Below are 16,514 nucleotides of genomic sequence, written 5' to 3' on the forward strand. Positions count from 1 at the left end.
TACGGTGCCTGTCAGCTTGGCTGGTGGGTGAAAGAGGAAGAAATTTGTGATGGAAGTGGGGCGGAGTTTTTATGCCAAAATTCAAGGAATTATTAAGGGTTGCAATTGTAGAGGATGATGATTCCTATGCAGAAACCCTGCAGGAGTATCTGAACAAATATGAGCAGGAGAATGAGGTAAGATTTCAGGTTGTCCGCTATGAGGATGGAGCAGACCTGGTGGAAAAGTATCATGGGGATTTTGACATCCTGATCATGGACATTGAGCTGAAGTTTATGGATGGAATGACGGCAGCCCAGCATATCCGTAAGATGGATTCCAATGTTATTATTATTTTTGTGACAAATATGCCCCAGTTTGCCCTGAAGGGCTATCAGGTTGATGCACTGGACTACGTGCTGAAGCCAATTTCCTATTATGCTTTTTCCCAGAGGCTGGAACGGGCATTGGAGCGTATGGAGAGAAGAAGTGCGAAAAAATATATCACACTTCATTTGAAAGGAAGAGTCCAGAAGGTCAATATTTTAAACATTATGTATATTGAAGCTTTGCAGCATGACCTGATCTATCATATGGATAAGGACGGCGTTACCTATACGGTACGTGGAATCATAAAAGATCTGGAAGCTACCTTGAAGGACTATTATTTCTTCCGGTGTCATAAAGGGTATCTGGTGAATCTGGCCTATGTGGAAAGCGTAGGAGAGGCAACGGTGCAGATCGGAGAAGAGCAGATTCCGGTGGCGAAACTACGCAAGAAGGAATTGCTGAATGAATTTAACCGGTATATCAGTGAGGTGAGCAAATAATGACAACGACAGATGGAACCCCAGGACTTTATTATGCATTTGCATATGCGCTATATTCTGCACTGGTAATGTTGCTTCTAAATAAAGACAGAAAATGGAAAAAAGAGATTCCAGGAACTATCCTGATGACGTTCCTTATCTTCTGGATCATTATCGTAACGGATGGTTATCAGAGTATCAGCCAGGCCTTGTATGTGCCCATCAGTGGATTTATTGTTCTGGTGCGTTTCTTCTATTTGAAATTTGCATGTGAAAGAAGCTGGATAGAAACCTGGTATTATACTGCGTGGGCGATTATGCTGTCAGAATGCTGTGCCGCGATCCAGTGGCAGCTGTACTACTTCTTTGTGGATGGAGATGTAAAGTCGCAGACACTTTTGACGCAAATTCTGATGTTGCTGGTTATTCATGGCATTCTTCTGGTGATCTGCTGTGTGGCAGGACGCGAAATCCTATATAAATGGGAACAGCCTGAGATCCGTCTGCATGAAGTTTTCAGTACCGGATTTATTGTACTTCTGGTGCATCTTGCCAGCAACATCAGCTGCTTTTGGTCCAACACCCCGTTGTCAGCGGCGACATCCAGGGAATTTTTCCTGCTGCGTATGGTAATAAATCTCTGTGGCGTGGCGGCTCTTTATGTGATACATATGCGGATGATGGATGAAAAATGGCGCTATGAAGTGCAGATTCTGGAGAAGACATTGCAGTTCCAGAAGGATAACTATCAGACAATGGAAAACAGCACCAATCTGGTAAATCAGAAATATCATGACCTGAAACATTATCTCAATGTATTAAAGTCAGAGGCTGGTGAAGAAACGGTACGGCAACGTCTGCTGGAAATGGAAAATGAAATAAAAATATATGAGGCGCAGAATAAAACCGGAAATAAGGTCCTGGATACAATTTTAACAGCGAAAAGCATTGAATGTCAGAGTAAAAAAATTCAGATGAACTGCATTGCAGATGGCAAGATCCTGTCGTTTATGGATCCCTTTGATATCAGCATTTTGATCGGGAATGCCCTGGATAATGCAGTGGAAGCGGTTATGAAATTCCAGGATCCGGATAAACGTCTGATCTACATTACCATTGAACAAGTGAAGCATTTCGTAAGAATCCGTATCGAAAATACAGTTGCCGAGGTTCCGGCATTTGACCACGGCATTCCCCTGACAACCAAAAAAGATAAAGAAAATCATGGATTTGGAATGAAAAGCATGGAGACCATCGTAAACAAATATGACGGTTCCATTATGGGAAAAGTAAACGGGGAATGGTTTGAACTGCAGCTGCTTTTGCAGATGCAGGAAAAGATGTCCGTAAATTAAAATCAGAAAAAGACCAATAAAAAGTAAGCGGTTTATACAGCAGGCAGACCGCTTACTTTTTTCGTATCTGGAGTAAAAAATGTGAATCTCTTCGCAACAGAATTATTTGTGTCAAAAAAAGGCGATTATATGACAAAGCCGGAAATATCTGGCCTTTATAGTGTATGCTTGAAAAAAGGAGGAGGAAGAGATGTACCATAGTTTTAAACCAGGGAAGAAGTGGCTGGATACTGAAGGAAAAGCGATCCAGGCTCATGGCTTTTCGGTTTTTTACAGTGAAGAAGATGGAACGTATTACTGGTATGGCGAAAACAAGGAATATACCAAGGGCGGCCCTTCTAATACGATCTGGCACTGGGGTGTAAGAGCCTATTCATCGAAAGATCTGTATAACTGGAAAGACCTTGGACTTATCATTCACCCGGATCCGGATGATCTGAACAGTCCACTGCATCCTACCTACTGTATGGACCGTCCGCATATTGTGTATTGCAAAAAGACCGGAAAATATGTGGCATGGCTCAAGATCATGGCCGGTGTGACAAGCCAGTTTATGTGTGTGTTGCAGGCAGATGATTTCATGGGACCCTATGAATATGTCCATAAGGTGTACAAGCCGCTGAAAATGGACACCGGGGATTTTACCATCGCAGTAGACAAAAACACAGGGAAAGGGTATCTGATTTTTGACAGACCACACTTTCAGCTTGTAACGGCTACACTTTCGGAGGATTTCACAGAGGTGACCGGAGAGTACTCCGTTCATTATGACGGGCTGCATCCGCCATATACCAGAGAAGCCCCCACTTATTTTGAAAAAGATGGAAATTATTATCTTTACACAAGTGGAACTACTGGTTATTATCCAAACCCAAGTAAGGTGTGCCGGATCACAGACTGGCATGGGAAATATGAGGAATTAGGGGATCCATGTATAAAGGATACTACGAAAAGCTCATTTTTCAGCCAATTTACCAGTGTGTTAAAGGTACCGGGGACAGAATTGTATATCGCAATGGCTGACCGCTGGATGCCTACATTTCTGGGAAAGGCAATCACAAGACTGTCCTATCCGTTTGCAGAGCGGACCTTGAAAGCAAGCGGAGCATGGACGGTGGACACTTCGGAGAAAGAAGCGGTCGAATTGCCGGGGGTAGAAATCAAACATAAAGAAAACACAAGCATTTCCACATACGTATGGCTGCCGGTAGAATGGATCGACGGTAAGCCAATGATCCGCTGGTATGATGAATGGAAATGGGAAGACTTTGGAGGGGGAAAGAAATGAAACATTTGAAAAAGCAGGCAATGCAGGGACTTGCAACCGTATCGGCGTCTGTGTTAGTACTGTCAATGGGCGTAGAGACGCTTGCAAACAGCAGAGCACAGTTTATCAACGGTAGATTGGGAACGACCAATTACCAGGTAATCCAGACAGACAGTGAATCAGATGGAATTTATTATAAATCTGAGTTTAACAGTCTGGAAGAAGTATTAAATGCAAAGAAAGAGCTGGCAACACAGTTAAGCGCAGAGGGTTCCGTATTATTAAAGAATGACGGAGCGCTTCCGGTGAAAAAGGACAGCGAAAATATTACTTTATGGGGATTAAACTCCATCAATCCTACTTTAGGTGGAATGATCGGTTCCTCTGTTGCTGTTGATGATGAAAATGGGCAGATTGCATATTCCCTGCAGCAGGCACTGGAAGAAAAGAAGTTTACACTGAATCAGACTATGCTGGATCTTTACAGCAGTGAAGAAGTAAACGATACCTATGGAAGAAAAGGTGGACACTCTTCCATGCCAAGCTTTGGAATGACATACGAAAATACTCCAATGTACAAGGTTGGTGAAGCTCCGGCATCTGTTTATACAGACGAAGCGTTAAAGTCCGCAGATGATACAGCCGCTGTTGTCGTACTTTCCCGTGACAGTTCAGAAGCAACGGATTACAATCCAAATATGGTAAGCGGAGATGAAAGTGACAGCTTTGAGCGCCCGCTGGCATTGTCTGACAATGAGAAGGCTATGATCGAGCTTGCGAAAGCACATAGTACAAAGGTTATTGTACTGATCAATTCAGACAACCCTATGGAACTTGGTGATCTGGAAAATGACGCAGAAATTGATGCAATCCTTTGGGTAGGTGAGCCTGGAATGAATGGCTTCCTTGGAGTAGCAGATGTGCTTTGCGGAGATGCCAATCCGTCTGGTCATCTTTCTGACACTTATCCGGCTAACACTGCTTCTTCCCCATCTATGGTAAACTGGGGCGTTTATCTTTACACAAACAGCACACAGGCTGGAAAAGATGCTGTCCTGACAGAAGCAAATAAAGCAGACTGGTATCTGGTGGAATCCGAAGGTATCTACAGTGGATACAAGTATTATGAAACAAGATATGAGGATCAGATCCTGGGACAGGGCAATGCAGATACCAAAGAGGGTTCTTCCACTGGTGACGGATGGGATTATGCAAATGAAATGGTATATCCATTTGGCTATGGACTTTCCTATACTACTTTTGAACAGAAATTAAAATCTGTAGATGTAGCCATCGGCGGCGAAGGAACTGCTGTGGTAGATGTAACCAATATAGGTGATGTAGCCGGAAGCAGTGCTGTAGAGCTTTATGTGCAGGCTCCATATACAGAAGGCGGAATTGAGAAAGCGGCTGTTCAGCTGTTAGACTTCGGAAAAACCAAAGTACTGGAGCCAGGTGAAACAGAAACCGTTACCATTACCTTTGCTCCACAGTATATGGCAAGCTATGATGAGGATGCTGTAAAAGAAAATGGAACACAGGGTGCATGGGTACTGGATGCAGGTGATTATTATTTTGCAGTTGGAAATGGTGCACATGAAGCATTGAACAACATTCTTGCCAAAAAGACAGGAAGCACAGATAATCTGATCGCCATTAATGAAGATGAGAATATTACAGCGGATAACGCAATTGTATGGAATCTGGGAGAGAAGAACCAGGAAACCTATTCTGTAGGTGTTGAAAATGCCCTTCAGGATGCAGATATCAATAACTTCATTGAGAACACAGTAGAATATACCACACGTTCTGACTGGAGCAAGGGCTGGACACCTGTAGAAGCAATCACTCCTACTGAGGAAATGATGGTTGGTCTGACCAATAATACTTATTCATTAACTGAAAATAGTGATTATAACGAAGTATGGGGAGCTGACAATGGATTACAGCTTGCTGACTTCATTCTTACAGATGAAAATGGAAACACTACCGGAGTTCTGGAATATGATGATCCACAGTGGAATCAGCTTCTGGATCAGGTGACACTGGATGAGGCGATTAATTTTGTGGAAGCTGGCGGTGATGATTTCGAAAATATTGACAGCATTGGATATCCAAGAACTTACGCAAATGATGGACCAATCGGATTTGTAAGAGACCAGGTTCCGGGATATTTTGTAAAATGGAATAAGACAAATTCAGATGAGCCTACTTATGTAGCAGAAGAGGATGAGTATTCCGGATATGGAATGGCAGGAATGCCTACAGAGCCGGTAGTAGCAGCTACATTTAACAAAGAGCTGGTACAGCGTGAAGGTGAGATCTTTGGCGAAGACAGTTTATGGAGCAATATTGCATCAGTCTTCGGTCCTGGTTTAAATAACCATAGAACTCCGTATTGCGGAAGAAACCATGAATATTATTCTGAGGATTCCATGCTTACCAATTTAATGGGAGTTGCAGTCTGCACAGGAGGAACTTCAAAGGGAATGATGATGTCTCCGAAGCATTTTGCATTCAACAATATGGAATTAAACCGTTCCGGATTATCTACCTTTATGACAGAGCAGGCCGGAAGAGAGATGGAATTAAGAGGATTCCAGGGCGCAATGCAGAAGAACGTTGCAAAAGGAATCATGACAGCATTTAACCGTGTTGGTACTGTTTTCGTAGGTGCAGATGAAGGTGTTCAGACACAGATCGCAAGAAATGAGTGGGGATACACTGGCTGGATCGTTACTGATATGATCAATGGTGCCGATTATATGAACTGGAAGGATTCCCTGCTGGGCGGCGGCGGAACGATGCTGTCCAACCCGACTACTTATGAAGAAACAGAGTGGGGCGCTATGACTTCTGATAAGAATATGAAGAAGATCAAAGCAGATTCCCTCTTCCAGCACAAGATGAAAGAAATACTTAAGACTTATGTCTATACAACTGCCCAGAGTAATGCCATGAACGGCATTTCTGCAGGAACCCAGATCGTCTATGTAAATACCTGGTGGCAGAATCTGATCGCAGGTATCAAGTATGCGTTTGGTGCACTTACAGTTATTTTGGTAGTACTTTATCTTGTAAGTCTGAAAAAGAACGGAAAGGAAAAGGAGTAAACGGTTATGAAGGAGACGAAAAAGCTTTCAACCAGTAGCTGGCTGACTCTGGCAGCAGCGGTACTTGGGATTATCGGACTGGTAGCATATTCCACTTCAGAGGTTGCAGTAAAACAGATTGGAATCATTGCAGCAATTGCTATTGTATTAAATATTATTACCATTGTAGTTAGCATGAAATATTCTTTTGGTATTTTGAATCTTTCTTCCACTGTAAGTGCAATCCTGTTTTCCGCTGCATTTGTATATGGCTTCGCATCACAGCTTGATCCGCTTGGATGGGCTGTCTCCGGGCTGTATACATGGGGACAGGTAGCCGGATTCCTGGTATTCGCGGTACTGACCTTTGCAGCCCTGATCTTAGAATTTGTAGTGTCATTTAAGGGATTGGTAAAATAGCTTATGTTAAAAAAAGATTCTGTTTCGTTGCCTGAGATGGCGCTGGGGTATTTCTTAGGACCATTTGGCGTACTCATCGTGAATGCAGTATTTACCTGTTTCCTGAACCGTTTCTACACAGATGCCCTGGGCTTGTCTGGAAAATTTATTACGGCATTACCTCTGGTGTGCACGATTTTTGTAACAATTGCAAACATCATTCTGGGAATCCTTATTGACAGGACCAGAACGAAAATGGGAAAGGCAAGACCTTACCTGCTGGTTGCGGCTCCGCTGATGGTTGTTTCATGTGTACTGATGTTTTCTGTTCCTACAGGAAACATCAGACTGGAGCTGATCTGGATCGCAGTGTCCTATAACTTGTACTTTGCAGTTGCCTACCCGATTTATTTTCTTTCGCACAGTATGATGGTTCCGCTGTCTACCAGGGACAGTGCGGCAAGAGGAAAGCTTTCTGTTATCAGCAATGCTGCCAATATGGGGGCTGCCGGATTATTTGCATCCATTCTGTTTCCGATGCTGATCTATCCCAGACTGAAAAACCAGAGGGCATGGCTGATCTGCATGAGTATCATGGGAGCAGTGGCGCTGGCAGGAGCACTTGTGGAATTCTGCTTTACCCGGGAACGTATTACAGAAGAGCTGTATCTCAAAAAACAGGAAGATCTTTCCGGTGAAAAAGCTTCAAAAGAAGAGCTTCCCCTGAAACAGCAGCTGAAAGGTGTTGTAACAGATAAATACTGGTGGATGATTATTGTATTTTACCTGTTGTTCAATTTATCAGGCGGAATGAAAAATCTTTCCATGAGTTATTACTGTGATTACATAGTTGGAAAATATCAGGATGGAATTACCCAGACGCTTTTGGCTGTCTTTTCCGGTATTCCCATGGTTCTTGGAATGTTTACCGCATGGCCGCTGGCAAAGAAATTCGGTAAGAAGAATTGTACAGTTGCTGGTTTATGGCTGGCAGTTGCCGGGGGAGTGATCAGTTTTATCAACCCTACCAATTTTATAATGGTGGCCATCGGGGTTACCATTAAAACCCTGGGAACGATTCCTGCCTGCTATGTTATGATGGCATTGTTTGCAGATGTACTGGATCATCTGGAAAGAAAAAATGGCTACAGAAGTGATGGACTTTCCATGTCACTTTATAGTATTATCACAGTATCTGCTGGTGGAATCATGACTGCAGTTTTTAACGGACTGATCTCTCTTAGCGGATATCAGCCCCCACAGCTGGTAAATGGTGTTATGGAAGCAGCAGTACAGAATGATGCTACAAAATGGGTGATCATTATGGGCTTCCTTGGGGCAGAAATGATCGCGTATGCGATTCTGGCAGTGACCACATCATTTTTGAAGGTTGAGGAAGAACAAAAATAAAGAGAAAGCTGGCGCAGAGAATATTTGCGTCAGCTTTTTATAATGGAAAAATCATTTGGAATATTGTATTTTGCTCACATATCATATTTTTGCCTGAAATCCGGTTATATTTGCCAGCCTCACCATAGAAAATCTGTTTTGTTATAGATTTAGTGAAAAGCTTTTAATCAGATACAAAATCTGGTAAACTGATTTCGGTAAGGTGGTAATAGAAATGAAAAAAGAACTTGAAGAAAAAATTAATATTATGGAAAAGACAACAGAAAAAACGGAACATGTGAGGAAATGGATTTGTTTCATTCCAGCTGTTATTCTTATGCTGTTGTCTGGTATCGATATCCTCCGTTTCGCAATCCTGGGGGATAAAACTGCATTTATTACATTTGCTCTGATCGCGGGTCTGTTTATTCTGGTGGCTTATACGGCATGGAAAAGCAGGATGCCGGTTTTGTATCTGGTGATTGCTGTGGCGGCATTTGTTCTGTATTTTAATACAAACTTCTCGACCAGCACGTATTATTTCAATTGGCTGTTTCTGGTGGAAGCCGTTGTGGCAGCACTTGGTGGAATCCTGGAGATTGCAGCAATAATCAGGATGAAGATAGTGGCAGGAATGATTTCTAAGGGAAAGACTTTAGAAGGAAAAACATCGGCAGAGAAGGTATTGACGAATAAAAAAACGGAAGAGAAAGTTCTTTTTGCGAGAATGTTATCGGAGAAAAAGCCAGAAGAGAAACGGTTAAAACGAAACACACCCCTAATGGTATATTTCCCGGCGATGATGGCAGTCGTTATCCTTGCAGGCTTTCTGGGATTCTGGAAAGTGAGATACGAAGCAGCACACAATGCCCAGGGACAGGCAAGAGACGAACTGTGGGCAGTTCCTGCCAAATATGACGAAACAGAACCAAAGCAGGTTGGAACAGTAGAAGAAGTAGTTTATAATACAAAGGCTTATGCAACAGACGAGCGGGATGTAAAAAAGACTGCTTATGTTTATCTTCCCTATGGCTATGACAGCGAAAAAGAGTATAATATTCTTTATCTGATGCATGGAACCGGGGATGATGAGAAATACTGGCTGAAAACCAATCCATATAATAAGATCATGCTTGACAATATGATTGCGGATGGAGATATACAGCCCTTGATCGTCGTGACACCGACTTTTTATGTGGAAGATGACTGCGCGGATGATCTGGATCAGCTGACCTATTCTTTTGCGAAAGAGCTTCGCAATGATCTGATGCCGGAAATTGAGTCTTCTTATTCAACTTATGCGAAATCAGCAGATGATAAGGGCTTTTCCGAGAGCAGGGATCACAGAGCGTTTGCAGGCTTATCAAGAGGCGCGGTGACGACTTATCACTCTGCAATCTGTCAGAGCCTGGATTATTTTTCCTGGTTCGGTACATTCAGCGGCAGCAGAACAGATGCACAGCAGTTTCAAGATACCATTCAGTCAGGCACGTTTGCAGATTTGCCGATTCATTACCTGTATGTGGCAAGCGGCAACTTTGATTTTGCATTGCCAGGACAGGTGCAGGACTATCAGGCACTTCTTGACATAGAGCCAAGACTCCGGGCAGGAGTGAATACTTGCTTTGATGTATTTCCCATGAGATATCATTCTATGGGAAACTGGCATCTGGCGTTGTATAATTATTTGCAGAAGATATTTTGATGATACCAGAGTCAAAAGGTCAAAAAGTTGTTCGTGCTTGCACGATAAAGCTTTTGATCTTGGGACTCGCCAAACATGAGAAAGTAGCGATTTACGCAGTAAATCAGCGGATTTCGAATGCCCCCCCGGATTGTGGGAGCAGCGTAGCTGCGGAACAATCCGTGGTATCAAGTTAGTGTCAAAAGACCTTTTGACACTAACATCATTTTGATGAAATTTATTGAAAATATGACAGGGGGTATTACCATGGACAAAATTATAGGAACCAATCTTGGCAACTGGCTGGTACTGGAGAAATGGATGCAGCCATTTATCTTCCAGGGAACAGGTGCGGAGGATGAAACCTGGCTGAACCGTAATGTGCCAAAAGAAAAGCTCTGGCCGATGATGAAGCAGCACAGGGATACTTACGTGACAGAGGATGATTTCCGGAATATTGCTTCTCATGGACTTAACACAGTCCGCATTCCGGTTCCGTATTTTATTTTCGGAGACAGAGAACCATATAGTGGCTGTATCGAATATCTGGACAAAGCTTTTGACTGGGCAGAAAAGTATGGCCTGAAGGTTCTTGTAGATCTGCATACGGCACCTGGTTGTCAGAATAGTTATGACAATGGCGGCTTGATGGGAGTTTGTAAATGGAGCCAGATGCCGGATGAGGTGGAATTTGTATTGACTGTACTGGAAAGACTGGCAGAAAGATATAAGGACAGAGAAGGTCTGTTTGGAATCGAGGTTTTGAATGAGCCAATCAGTTTCAGTGTTTATATGACTGCGCCAAGCAGGAAAATGGCTGCGGATAAAGACGAGGCGAAGGGTTCCCATCATGTTTCTACCAGATTTCTGAAAAAGTTTTATGTGGATGCTTACAAGAGATTGCGCCGGATTTTGCCGGAGGAGAAAGTAATCGTATTTCACGATGGCTTCCGTCTTGGAGTATGGAAAGACTTCTTTGTAAAGCAGCATATGAAAAACGTAATGCTGGATACCCATATTTATATTCAGGCAATGGAGGATGTGACGCACATCCACAAATTCTGGGCATATCGGGCATTTATCGCATATCAGCATCATCTGTTGAAAAAAGCACAGAAATATACACCTGTTTTCGTCGGGGAATGGTGTGTGTGCAATGAGCTTGCGGATAAGAAAAAAGGGCATGAAGTAATCCTTGACAGCTACGAGGTTTACCGTAAAAAATGGTATAAAAAGGCAGCTGTGCTTCAAATGAATGCATGGAAGGATACCGCCGGATTTTTCTACTGGAATTATCAGTTGTACAGAGACAAAGAGGTTTCCATGTACGCCAGCAGACTTGATTCCTGGGATCTTTGCAGATGCTGGAAGAAGGGTTGGATGCCAGCAAGACTGGATAAATATATGGAGAAATTGTAACAGTTTGCGTGTATTTTATAGCAGGTTGCGCTTTGAATAGTGCAGCCTGCTATTTGTTTGGTAAAATCCAGGTATAAATTATGTGAAATGTTGTAACTGTTCAGAGACTGTCTCCGAAATGGTTTACATTTTGTTGGTGCGGTGAATCCACCAAATGGATTGAAAATAGCAATTTAGCTGTTAAAAAGAAATATATGAATTTCAGGAGGTAATTATGAAGCTGTCATTTAACGAGAATTGGATATGCTATAAAACAGGGGAAAAAGAAGATGCTTTTGCGGTTACACTTCCTCATGATGCCATGCAGCTGGATGAGAGAAGCGAGACAAGCGCAGGCGGAGTAAATACCGGATGGTACGAGGCTCAGGATTATACCTATGAGAAAACTTTTACACTTCCCAAAGAAGCAAAAGAAGAAAAAGTAATCCTGGAATTTGAAGGCGTTTACCGTAAAGCAACTGTATATATCAATGGTGAAAAAGTGGCTTATCACTCCTATGGATATCTTGGATTTTATGTAGATGCAACAAAACATGTAAAGTTTGGTGAGGAAAATGTGATTCGTGTAGAAGTGATCAATCATGACCAGCCAAATAGTCGCTGGTATTCCGGTACCGGAATTTACCGCCCGGTATGGCTTTACACAGTACCGAAAAAGCATCTTCGTTTTGACAGTGTAAAGATTACAACTCTTGATTATAAAGCGCCGAAGATCCGTGTGGAAGCATGGCCAAATGAAGCTGGTGAAGTGAAGATTGAGATTCTGGAAAGAAAAGTAAATCAGGGTGTTTCTAAGACAGAAAATGAAGTAGATCTGACGGATAATATCGTAGCTATGGCAATCCTTCAGGCAGACGGCAAATGTTCCTGTGAGATCGCACTTCCTGGAGCCCAGTTATGGAGCCCGGAAACTCCAAATCTTTATACCTGTCGTGTGACCTTTGGGGACGATGTACAGGAAGAAGCTTTCGGAATCCGTATGGTAAGCTGTACTCCTGAAAAAGGTCTTCAGATCAATGGGAAAAATGTCCTCTTAAAAGGCGGCTGTATCCACCACGATAATGGCCTTCTCGGAGCATGTGCATATGAATTTGCAGAGCGTCGTAAGATCCGCATTCTTCTGGACGCTGGTTATAATGCAATCCGTTCCGCACACAATCCTTGTTCTAAAGCACTTCTTCGTGCCTGCGATGAAATGGGAATGCTGGTAATGGACGAGTATATTGACGGTTGGTATATTCACAAGACTAAATACGATTATGCAGATGAGATACTGGATAACTACAAAAAAGACTTAAAGGACATGGTAGATAAGGATTACAATCATCCATCAGTCATCATGTACTCTACAGGAAACGAGGTATCCGAGACTGCTCAGAAGAAAGGAATTGCCCTTACGAAATCCCTTACAGACAGACTGCATGAGCTGGATTCAACCCGCCCCGTTAGCTGCGGAATCAATATTTTCTTTAATTTCTTAAGCTCTATGGGCTTCGGTGTTTACAGCGATAAAAAGGCAGACGAAGCAGCTGAAAATGCTAAGAAGAAAAAAGCAGTAGGAAGTGAGTTCTATAATACGGTTGCCGGAATTTTTGGTGCCGGATTTATGAAAACAGGAGCAACTCTTTATCCATGTGATGTGAAAACAAGAGATGCTTACGCAAATATGGATGTTGCAGGATATAACTATGGAATCAAGCGTTACCGTCATGATCTGAAAAAATATCCGAAGAGAATCATTCTTGGAAGTGAGACTTTCTGCGCAGATGCCTATCAGTTTATGCAGGAGGCAAAAAGAGATAAACGTATCATCGGAGATTTTGTCTGGGCTGCACAGGATTATCTGGGCGAAGTAGGAATTGGTGCATGGGAATACAAGGATTATGCACCACGTTTTGACGGTGGCTGCGGCTGGGTAAGTGCAGGCTCCGGAAGAATTGACCTGACTGGAAAGCCGCTTGGAGAGATGGCTTATATCAGGGTCGCATTTGAACTGGAAGACCTGGCAATCGCAGTTATGCCGGTAGATCATACAAAAGATGTCCATTCCCCATCTGCATGGAAAATGACCAATGCCATGGAAAGCTGGTCCTGGGACGGATGTGATGGAAATGCAGCTAAGGTCGAAGTTTATACCCGCGCAGATCATGTAAAGCTTTATGTAAATGGAGAGTGTGTAGGCACCAAAAAGCCGAAAAACGACTGTAAGGTATTTTTTGACACTACTTATCATAATGGTGAGATCAAAGCAGTTGCATATGACGCAAATGACAATGTGATCGCTGAGAAATCACTGAAAACAGCTGGAAAAGAGACAGTACTTCGTGCAGAACCGGAACTTACAAAAGTGAATGCAGACAGTGATCTTTGCTATGTAAGAATGCGTTATACAGATGAAAACGGCGAGACGAAGCCACTGGCACGAGGCAGGATCAAGCTGGAGATAGAAGGCGGAGAGCTTCTTGCATTCGGAAGTGCATGCCCATATTATCCGGAGAGATACCAGAGCGATGAGACGGACACCTATTATGGCGAGGCTTTGGCAATCATCCGTCCACAGGCTGGTGCTGGAAAAGTGGTTGTGAAGGCACAGGCCAAGGTGGGTGAAGCTGTGGCAGAAGTGGAAATTCTGGGCTAAGAACGTACATTGCCAGGGAAAGAAAAATAAAGACGGCACTATTATAAAAAAGTAAGATATATCGAAAGATAAATGTAAAGTGGCGTGTTATGCAATCGGTTCATTCCAGGCATAACATGCCATTTTAATTTCCCGTATTACTATCATGTACTATTGGCATCCCGAAAAATAGGTTGCTACATACAAAAAATAGAATTAAAATCATAAGTAAAAGATATAGATAGTGTTAAAAAAGTGCAGAAAGCCCTTTTCAAATATACCCGGGTAAAGTGGAGAATTGGTTTTATCTTAGAAACAGGAGGAGTCAAGTTGTATGCTCACAATTGCAATCGTAGAAGATGATCTGGAATATCAGAAGCAGCTTCAGAAATACATAGAACAGTACGGAAAAGAACACGAACTGCAATATAAGATCACAGTATTTCAAAATGGATTGAACTTTCTGGAGGATTACAAAGGCGACTGTGATCTGATCTTTATGGATATTGCAATGCCTCATATGGACGGTATGGAAACAGCAGCCAAGTTGCGCAAAAGAGGGGATGAGACCTGTCTTATTTTCATTACAAGTATGGCGCAATATGCGCTGAAGGGATACGAGGTGAACGCTTTTGATTTCCTTGTCAAACCGCTGGTTTATGAACTATTCTGTATCAAATTTGAAAAAGCACTGTCACATATAGACAAAAAAGAAGCTTACTACATTAAAATACCAAATGGCGCCAAAAAGGTTTCTCCCGGGCAGATCGCATATATAGAAAGTAATAAACATTATCTGGAATTTCATGTCCATGGAGATGTTTACAAAATGCGTGGGACAATGAAAGAGATACAGGAGTATTTTCTGGCAAGCCATTTTGCATTGATAAATAGTTCTGTTCTGGTGAATCTTTCTCTGGTGGATGAATGGAAGGGAAATGAGATCAAAGTGGCAGAGCAGATGTTTGTGATTTCGCAGAAGTATAAGCGGGAATTCCTGGACAGGCTGACGGCATATATGGGTCAATAGCGTAAAGGAGAGAATAGAGCTAATAATGTGGTAATGTAAACGAGGCAGTAACGCTAACAAGGAATATATAAAAGAACAATAACGCATATGGAGCGATAAAATGGGAAAATTGGACGTATTTAAAATCACGCAGGCACACGGATATATTTTTCAGATACTGACCGCTGAAGCATTGTGTATAGGGCATTTGCCAAAAAGAAAAAACTATCTTTTGCGTTTACTGGCAGGAGGAATTACATTTCTTTTGCTTGCTGTTATTTTGCCCAATATTATAACCTATTATGTGTCGGGGCTTTTTTCTGCTACGGTGTTTTTTCTGAGCCTTGGCTTCTGGCATTTTTGCTGCCAGGCAGACATACGGGAAATTCTGTATAGTGGTATGCTGGCACTATTTATCCAGAATTTGTCTTCTAATGTGTATAATCTTGTTTTTTATTCTATTTATAGAAATATTTCTATAGTGGGGCAGTTTTTCCTTTCTGTATTTTTGATGGTGCTGATATATGGGATTTTCTATTTTCAGATTATAAGACGGTTCGCCAGGGAAAGACTGGAAAATATGCTGAGTAATGTAGCGTGGATCTGGCTGATCGCCGTTGGAATCTTTGTGTTTTTTCTGCATTATTTATTCTGGGTTTATGGAATTCGGGAGGTATGGGTGGTATATCCACCGCTGATCTTGTGTGATATTCTGGGGCTTGGTGTTGCCCTTGGATTTGTGGAGCTACGGACGAGAAATGCAGATAATGAAAAGCTGCGGCAGCTTCTGGAACTGGAAAAAAAGCAGTTTGAAATGACCAAAACCAATGTGGAATTTGTGAACCGGAATGCCCACGACCTGAAACATTATATCCATAAGTTGCAACGTCTGGAAAATCCTGAAAATCAGGAACTGGAGGAAGTTCTGACACAGGTGGAGGCGTATGAAAGTGCATTTCAGACTGGAAATGCAGCGCTGGATATTGTATTGACGCAGAAGAAAATGGTATGTCAGCAGGAGAGGATTTCTTTTACCTGTATGGCAGATGGCACAGCACTTCATTTTATGAAAACATTGGATATTGCTTCTTTGTTTGGAAATGCGTTGGATAATGCCATTGAACATGAGAAAAAAGAAAAGGCAGAGAACAGATATATCTTCTTAAAAATTCTTCGAAAAGGGAAAATGGTAAGCATAAGAATTGAGAATTACTGTGAGACTTTTCCGGAACTTTCCGAAGCAGGACTACCGGTCCACTCTTCAAAAAAAGATTCTGAACTGCATGGCTATGGAACAAAAAGCATGCAGTATATTGCAGAAAAATATGGAGCAAATTTCAGGATCTTTTCGGAGAAAAATCTGTTTGTGGTGAGTATGCTGTTTCCTATAGAGTAATATATCTCTTGATAAAGCTATAGTGTAAGGAGTAGAAGAATCCATTTTATAGATGAACGATAGTCCAGTAAATTAGATTGATAAAAATGATAGCCTGGT

Annotated in this window: 11 protein-coding genes; all 11 read left to right on the top strand. The window is 42.3% G+C overall.

Going from position 1 to position 16,514, the window contains the following annotated elements; translation table 11 throughout:
- Positions 1-71 precede the first annotated feature (71 nt).
- Positions 72-809 (top strand): LytR/AlgR family response regulator transcription factor, encoded by a 738-nt coding sequence (locus ACTQWB_RS04465; RefSeq protein WP_187565214.1) that lies wholly within the window; start codon positions 72-74, stop codon positions 807-809.
- Positions 809-2,143, top strand: a complete 1,335-nt coding sequence (locus ACTQWB_RS04470; protein ID WP_441500564.1) for a GHKL domain-containing protein — start codon at positions 809-811, stop codon at positions 2,141-2,143. The genes ACTQWB_RS04465 and ACTQWB_RS04470 overlap by 1 nt, the downstream gene beginning before the upstream one ends.
- A gap of 190 nt (positions 2,144-2,333) precedes the next feature.
- Positions 2,334-3,431: a family 43 glycosylhydrolase gene (locus ACTQWB_RS04475; protein WP_441500565.1), complete on the top strand. Its 1,098-nt coding sequence runs from the start codon at positions 2,334-2,336 to the stop codon at positions 3,429-3,431.
- Positions 3,428-6,523, top strand: a complete 3,096-nt coding sequence (locus ACTQWB_RS04480; protein ID WP_441500566.1) for a glycoside hydrolase family 3 C-terminal domain-containing protein — start codon at positions 3,428-3,430, stop codon at positions 6,521-6,523. Before ACTQWB_RS04475 ends, ACTQWB_RS04480 begins: the two co-directional genes overlap by 4 nt.
- Before the next feature lie 6 nt (positions 6,524-6,529).
- Positions 6,530-6,922 carry a hypothetical protein gene (locus ACTQWB_RS04485; protein ID WP_441500567.1) on the top strand — a complete coding sequence of 131 codons (393 nt, stop codon included), beginning with the start codon at positions 6,530-6,532 and terminating at the stop codon, positions 6,920-6,922.
- Between the two features lie 3 nt (positions 6,923-6,925).
- The gene (locus tag ACTQWB_RS04490; protein WP_441500568.1) at positions 6,926-8,311 is read left to right on the top strand and encodes an MFS transporter; all 1,386 of its coding nucleotides are present in this window, start codon (positions 6,926-6,928) and stop codon (positions 8,309-8,311) included.
- A 214-nt stretch (positions 8,312-8,525) separates the two neighbouring features.
- On the top strand, positions 8,526-9,995 hold the full coding sequence (locus tag ACTQWB_RS04495; protein ID WP_441500569.1) for an alpha/beta hydrolase-fold protein: 1,470 nt from the start codon (positions 8,526-8,528) through the stop codon (positions 9,993-9,995).
- Positions 9,996-10,241: 246 nt separating this feature from the next.
- The gene (locus ACTQWB_RS04500; protein ID WP_441500570.1) at positions 10,242-11,393 is read left to right on the top strand and encodes a glycoside hydrolase family 5 protein; all 1,152 of its coding nucleotides are present in this window, start codon (positions 10,242-10,244) and stop codon (positions 11,391-11,393) included.
- Positions 11,394-11,607: 214 nt separating this feature from the next.
- Positions 11,608-14,031, top strand: coding sequence for a glycoside hydrolase family 2 TIM barrel-domain containing protein (locus tag ACTQWB_RS04505; protein WP_441500571.1), 2,424 nt, complete (start codon positions 11,608-11,610; stop codon positions 14,029-14,031).
- 313 nt (positions 14,032-14,344) lie between these two features.
- On the top strand, positions 14,345-15,040 hold the full coding sequence (locus ACTQWB_RS04510; protein WP_441500572.1) for a LytR/AlgR family response regulator transcription factor: 696 nt from the start codon (positions 14,345-14,347) through the stop codon (positions 15,038-15,040).
- 100 nt (positions 15,041-15,140) lie between these two features.
- Positions 15,141-16,415 (top strand): GHKL domain-containing protein, encoded by a 1,275-nt coding sequence (locus ACTQWB_RS04515; protein ID WP_441500573.1) that lies wholly within the window; start codon positions 15,141-15,143, stop codon positions 16,413-16,415.
- Positions 16,416-16,514: the final 99 nt, after the last annotated feature.

It is taken from the genome of Blautia sp. HCP3S3_H10_2, assembly GCF_052122375.1.
In the GTDB taxonomy this organism is placed as follows: Bacteria; Bacillota; Clostridia; order Lachnospirales; family Lachnospiraceae; genus Blautia_A.

Bases quoted from the DNA above. Each gene is read 5' to 3' on its own strand.
- ACTQWB_RS04465 (WP_187565214.1), top strand. From the start codon at position 72: ATGCCAAAATTCAAGGAATTATTAAGGGTTGCAATTGTAGAGGATGAT.
- ACTQWB_RS04470 (WP_441500564.1), top strand. From the start codon at position 809: ATGACAACGACAGATGGAACCCCAGGACTTTATTATGCATTTGCATAT.
- ACTQWB_RS04475 (WP_441500565.1), top strand. From the start codon at position 2,334: ATGTACCATAGTTTTAAACCAGGGAAGAAGTGGCTGGATACTGAAGGA.
- ACTQWB_RS04480 (WP_441500566.1), top strand. From the start codon at position 3,428: ATGAAACATTTGAAAAAGCAGGCAATGCAGGGACTTGCAACCGTATCG.
- ACTQWB_RS04485 (WP_441500567.1), top strand. From the start codon at position 6,530: ATGAAGGAGACGAAAAAGCTTTCAACCAGTAGCTGGCTGACTCTGGCA.
- ACTQWB_RS04490 (WP_441500568.1), top strand. From the start codon at position 6,926: ATGTTAAAAAAAGATTCTGTTTCGTTGCCTGAGATGGCGCTGGGGTAT.
- ACTQWB_RS04495 (WP_441500569.1), top strand. From the start codon at position 8,526: ATGAAAAAAGAACTTGAAGAAAAAATTAATATTATGGAAAAGACAACA.
- ACTQWB_RS04500 (WP_441500570.1), top strand. From the start codon at position 10,242: ATGGACAAAATTATAGGAACCAATCTTGGCAACTGGCTGGTACTGGAG.
- ACTQWB_RS04505 (WP_441500571.1), top strand. From the start codon at position 11,608: ATGAAGCTGTCATTTAACGAGAATTGGATATGCTATAAAACAGGGGAA.
- ACTQWB_RS04510 (WP_441500572.1), top strand. From the start codon at position 14,345: ATGCTCACAATTGCAATCGTAGAAGATGATCTGGAATATCAGAAGCAG.
- ACTQWB_RS04515 (WP_441500573.1), top strand. From the start codon at position 15,141: ATGGGAAAATTGGACGTATTTAAAATCACGCAGGCACACGGATATATT.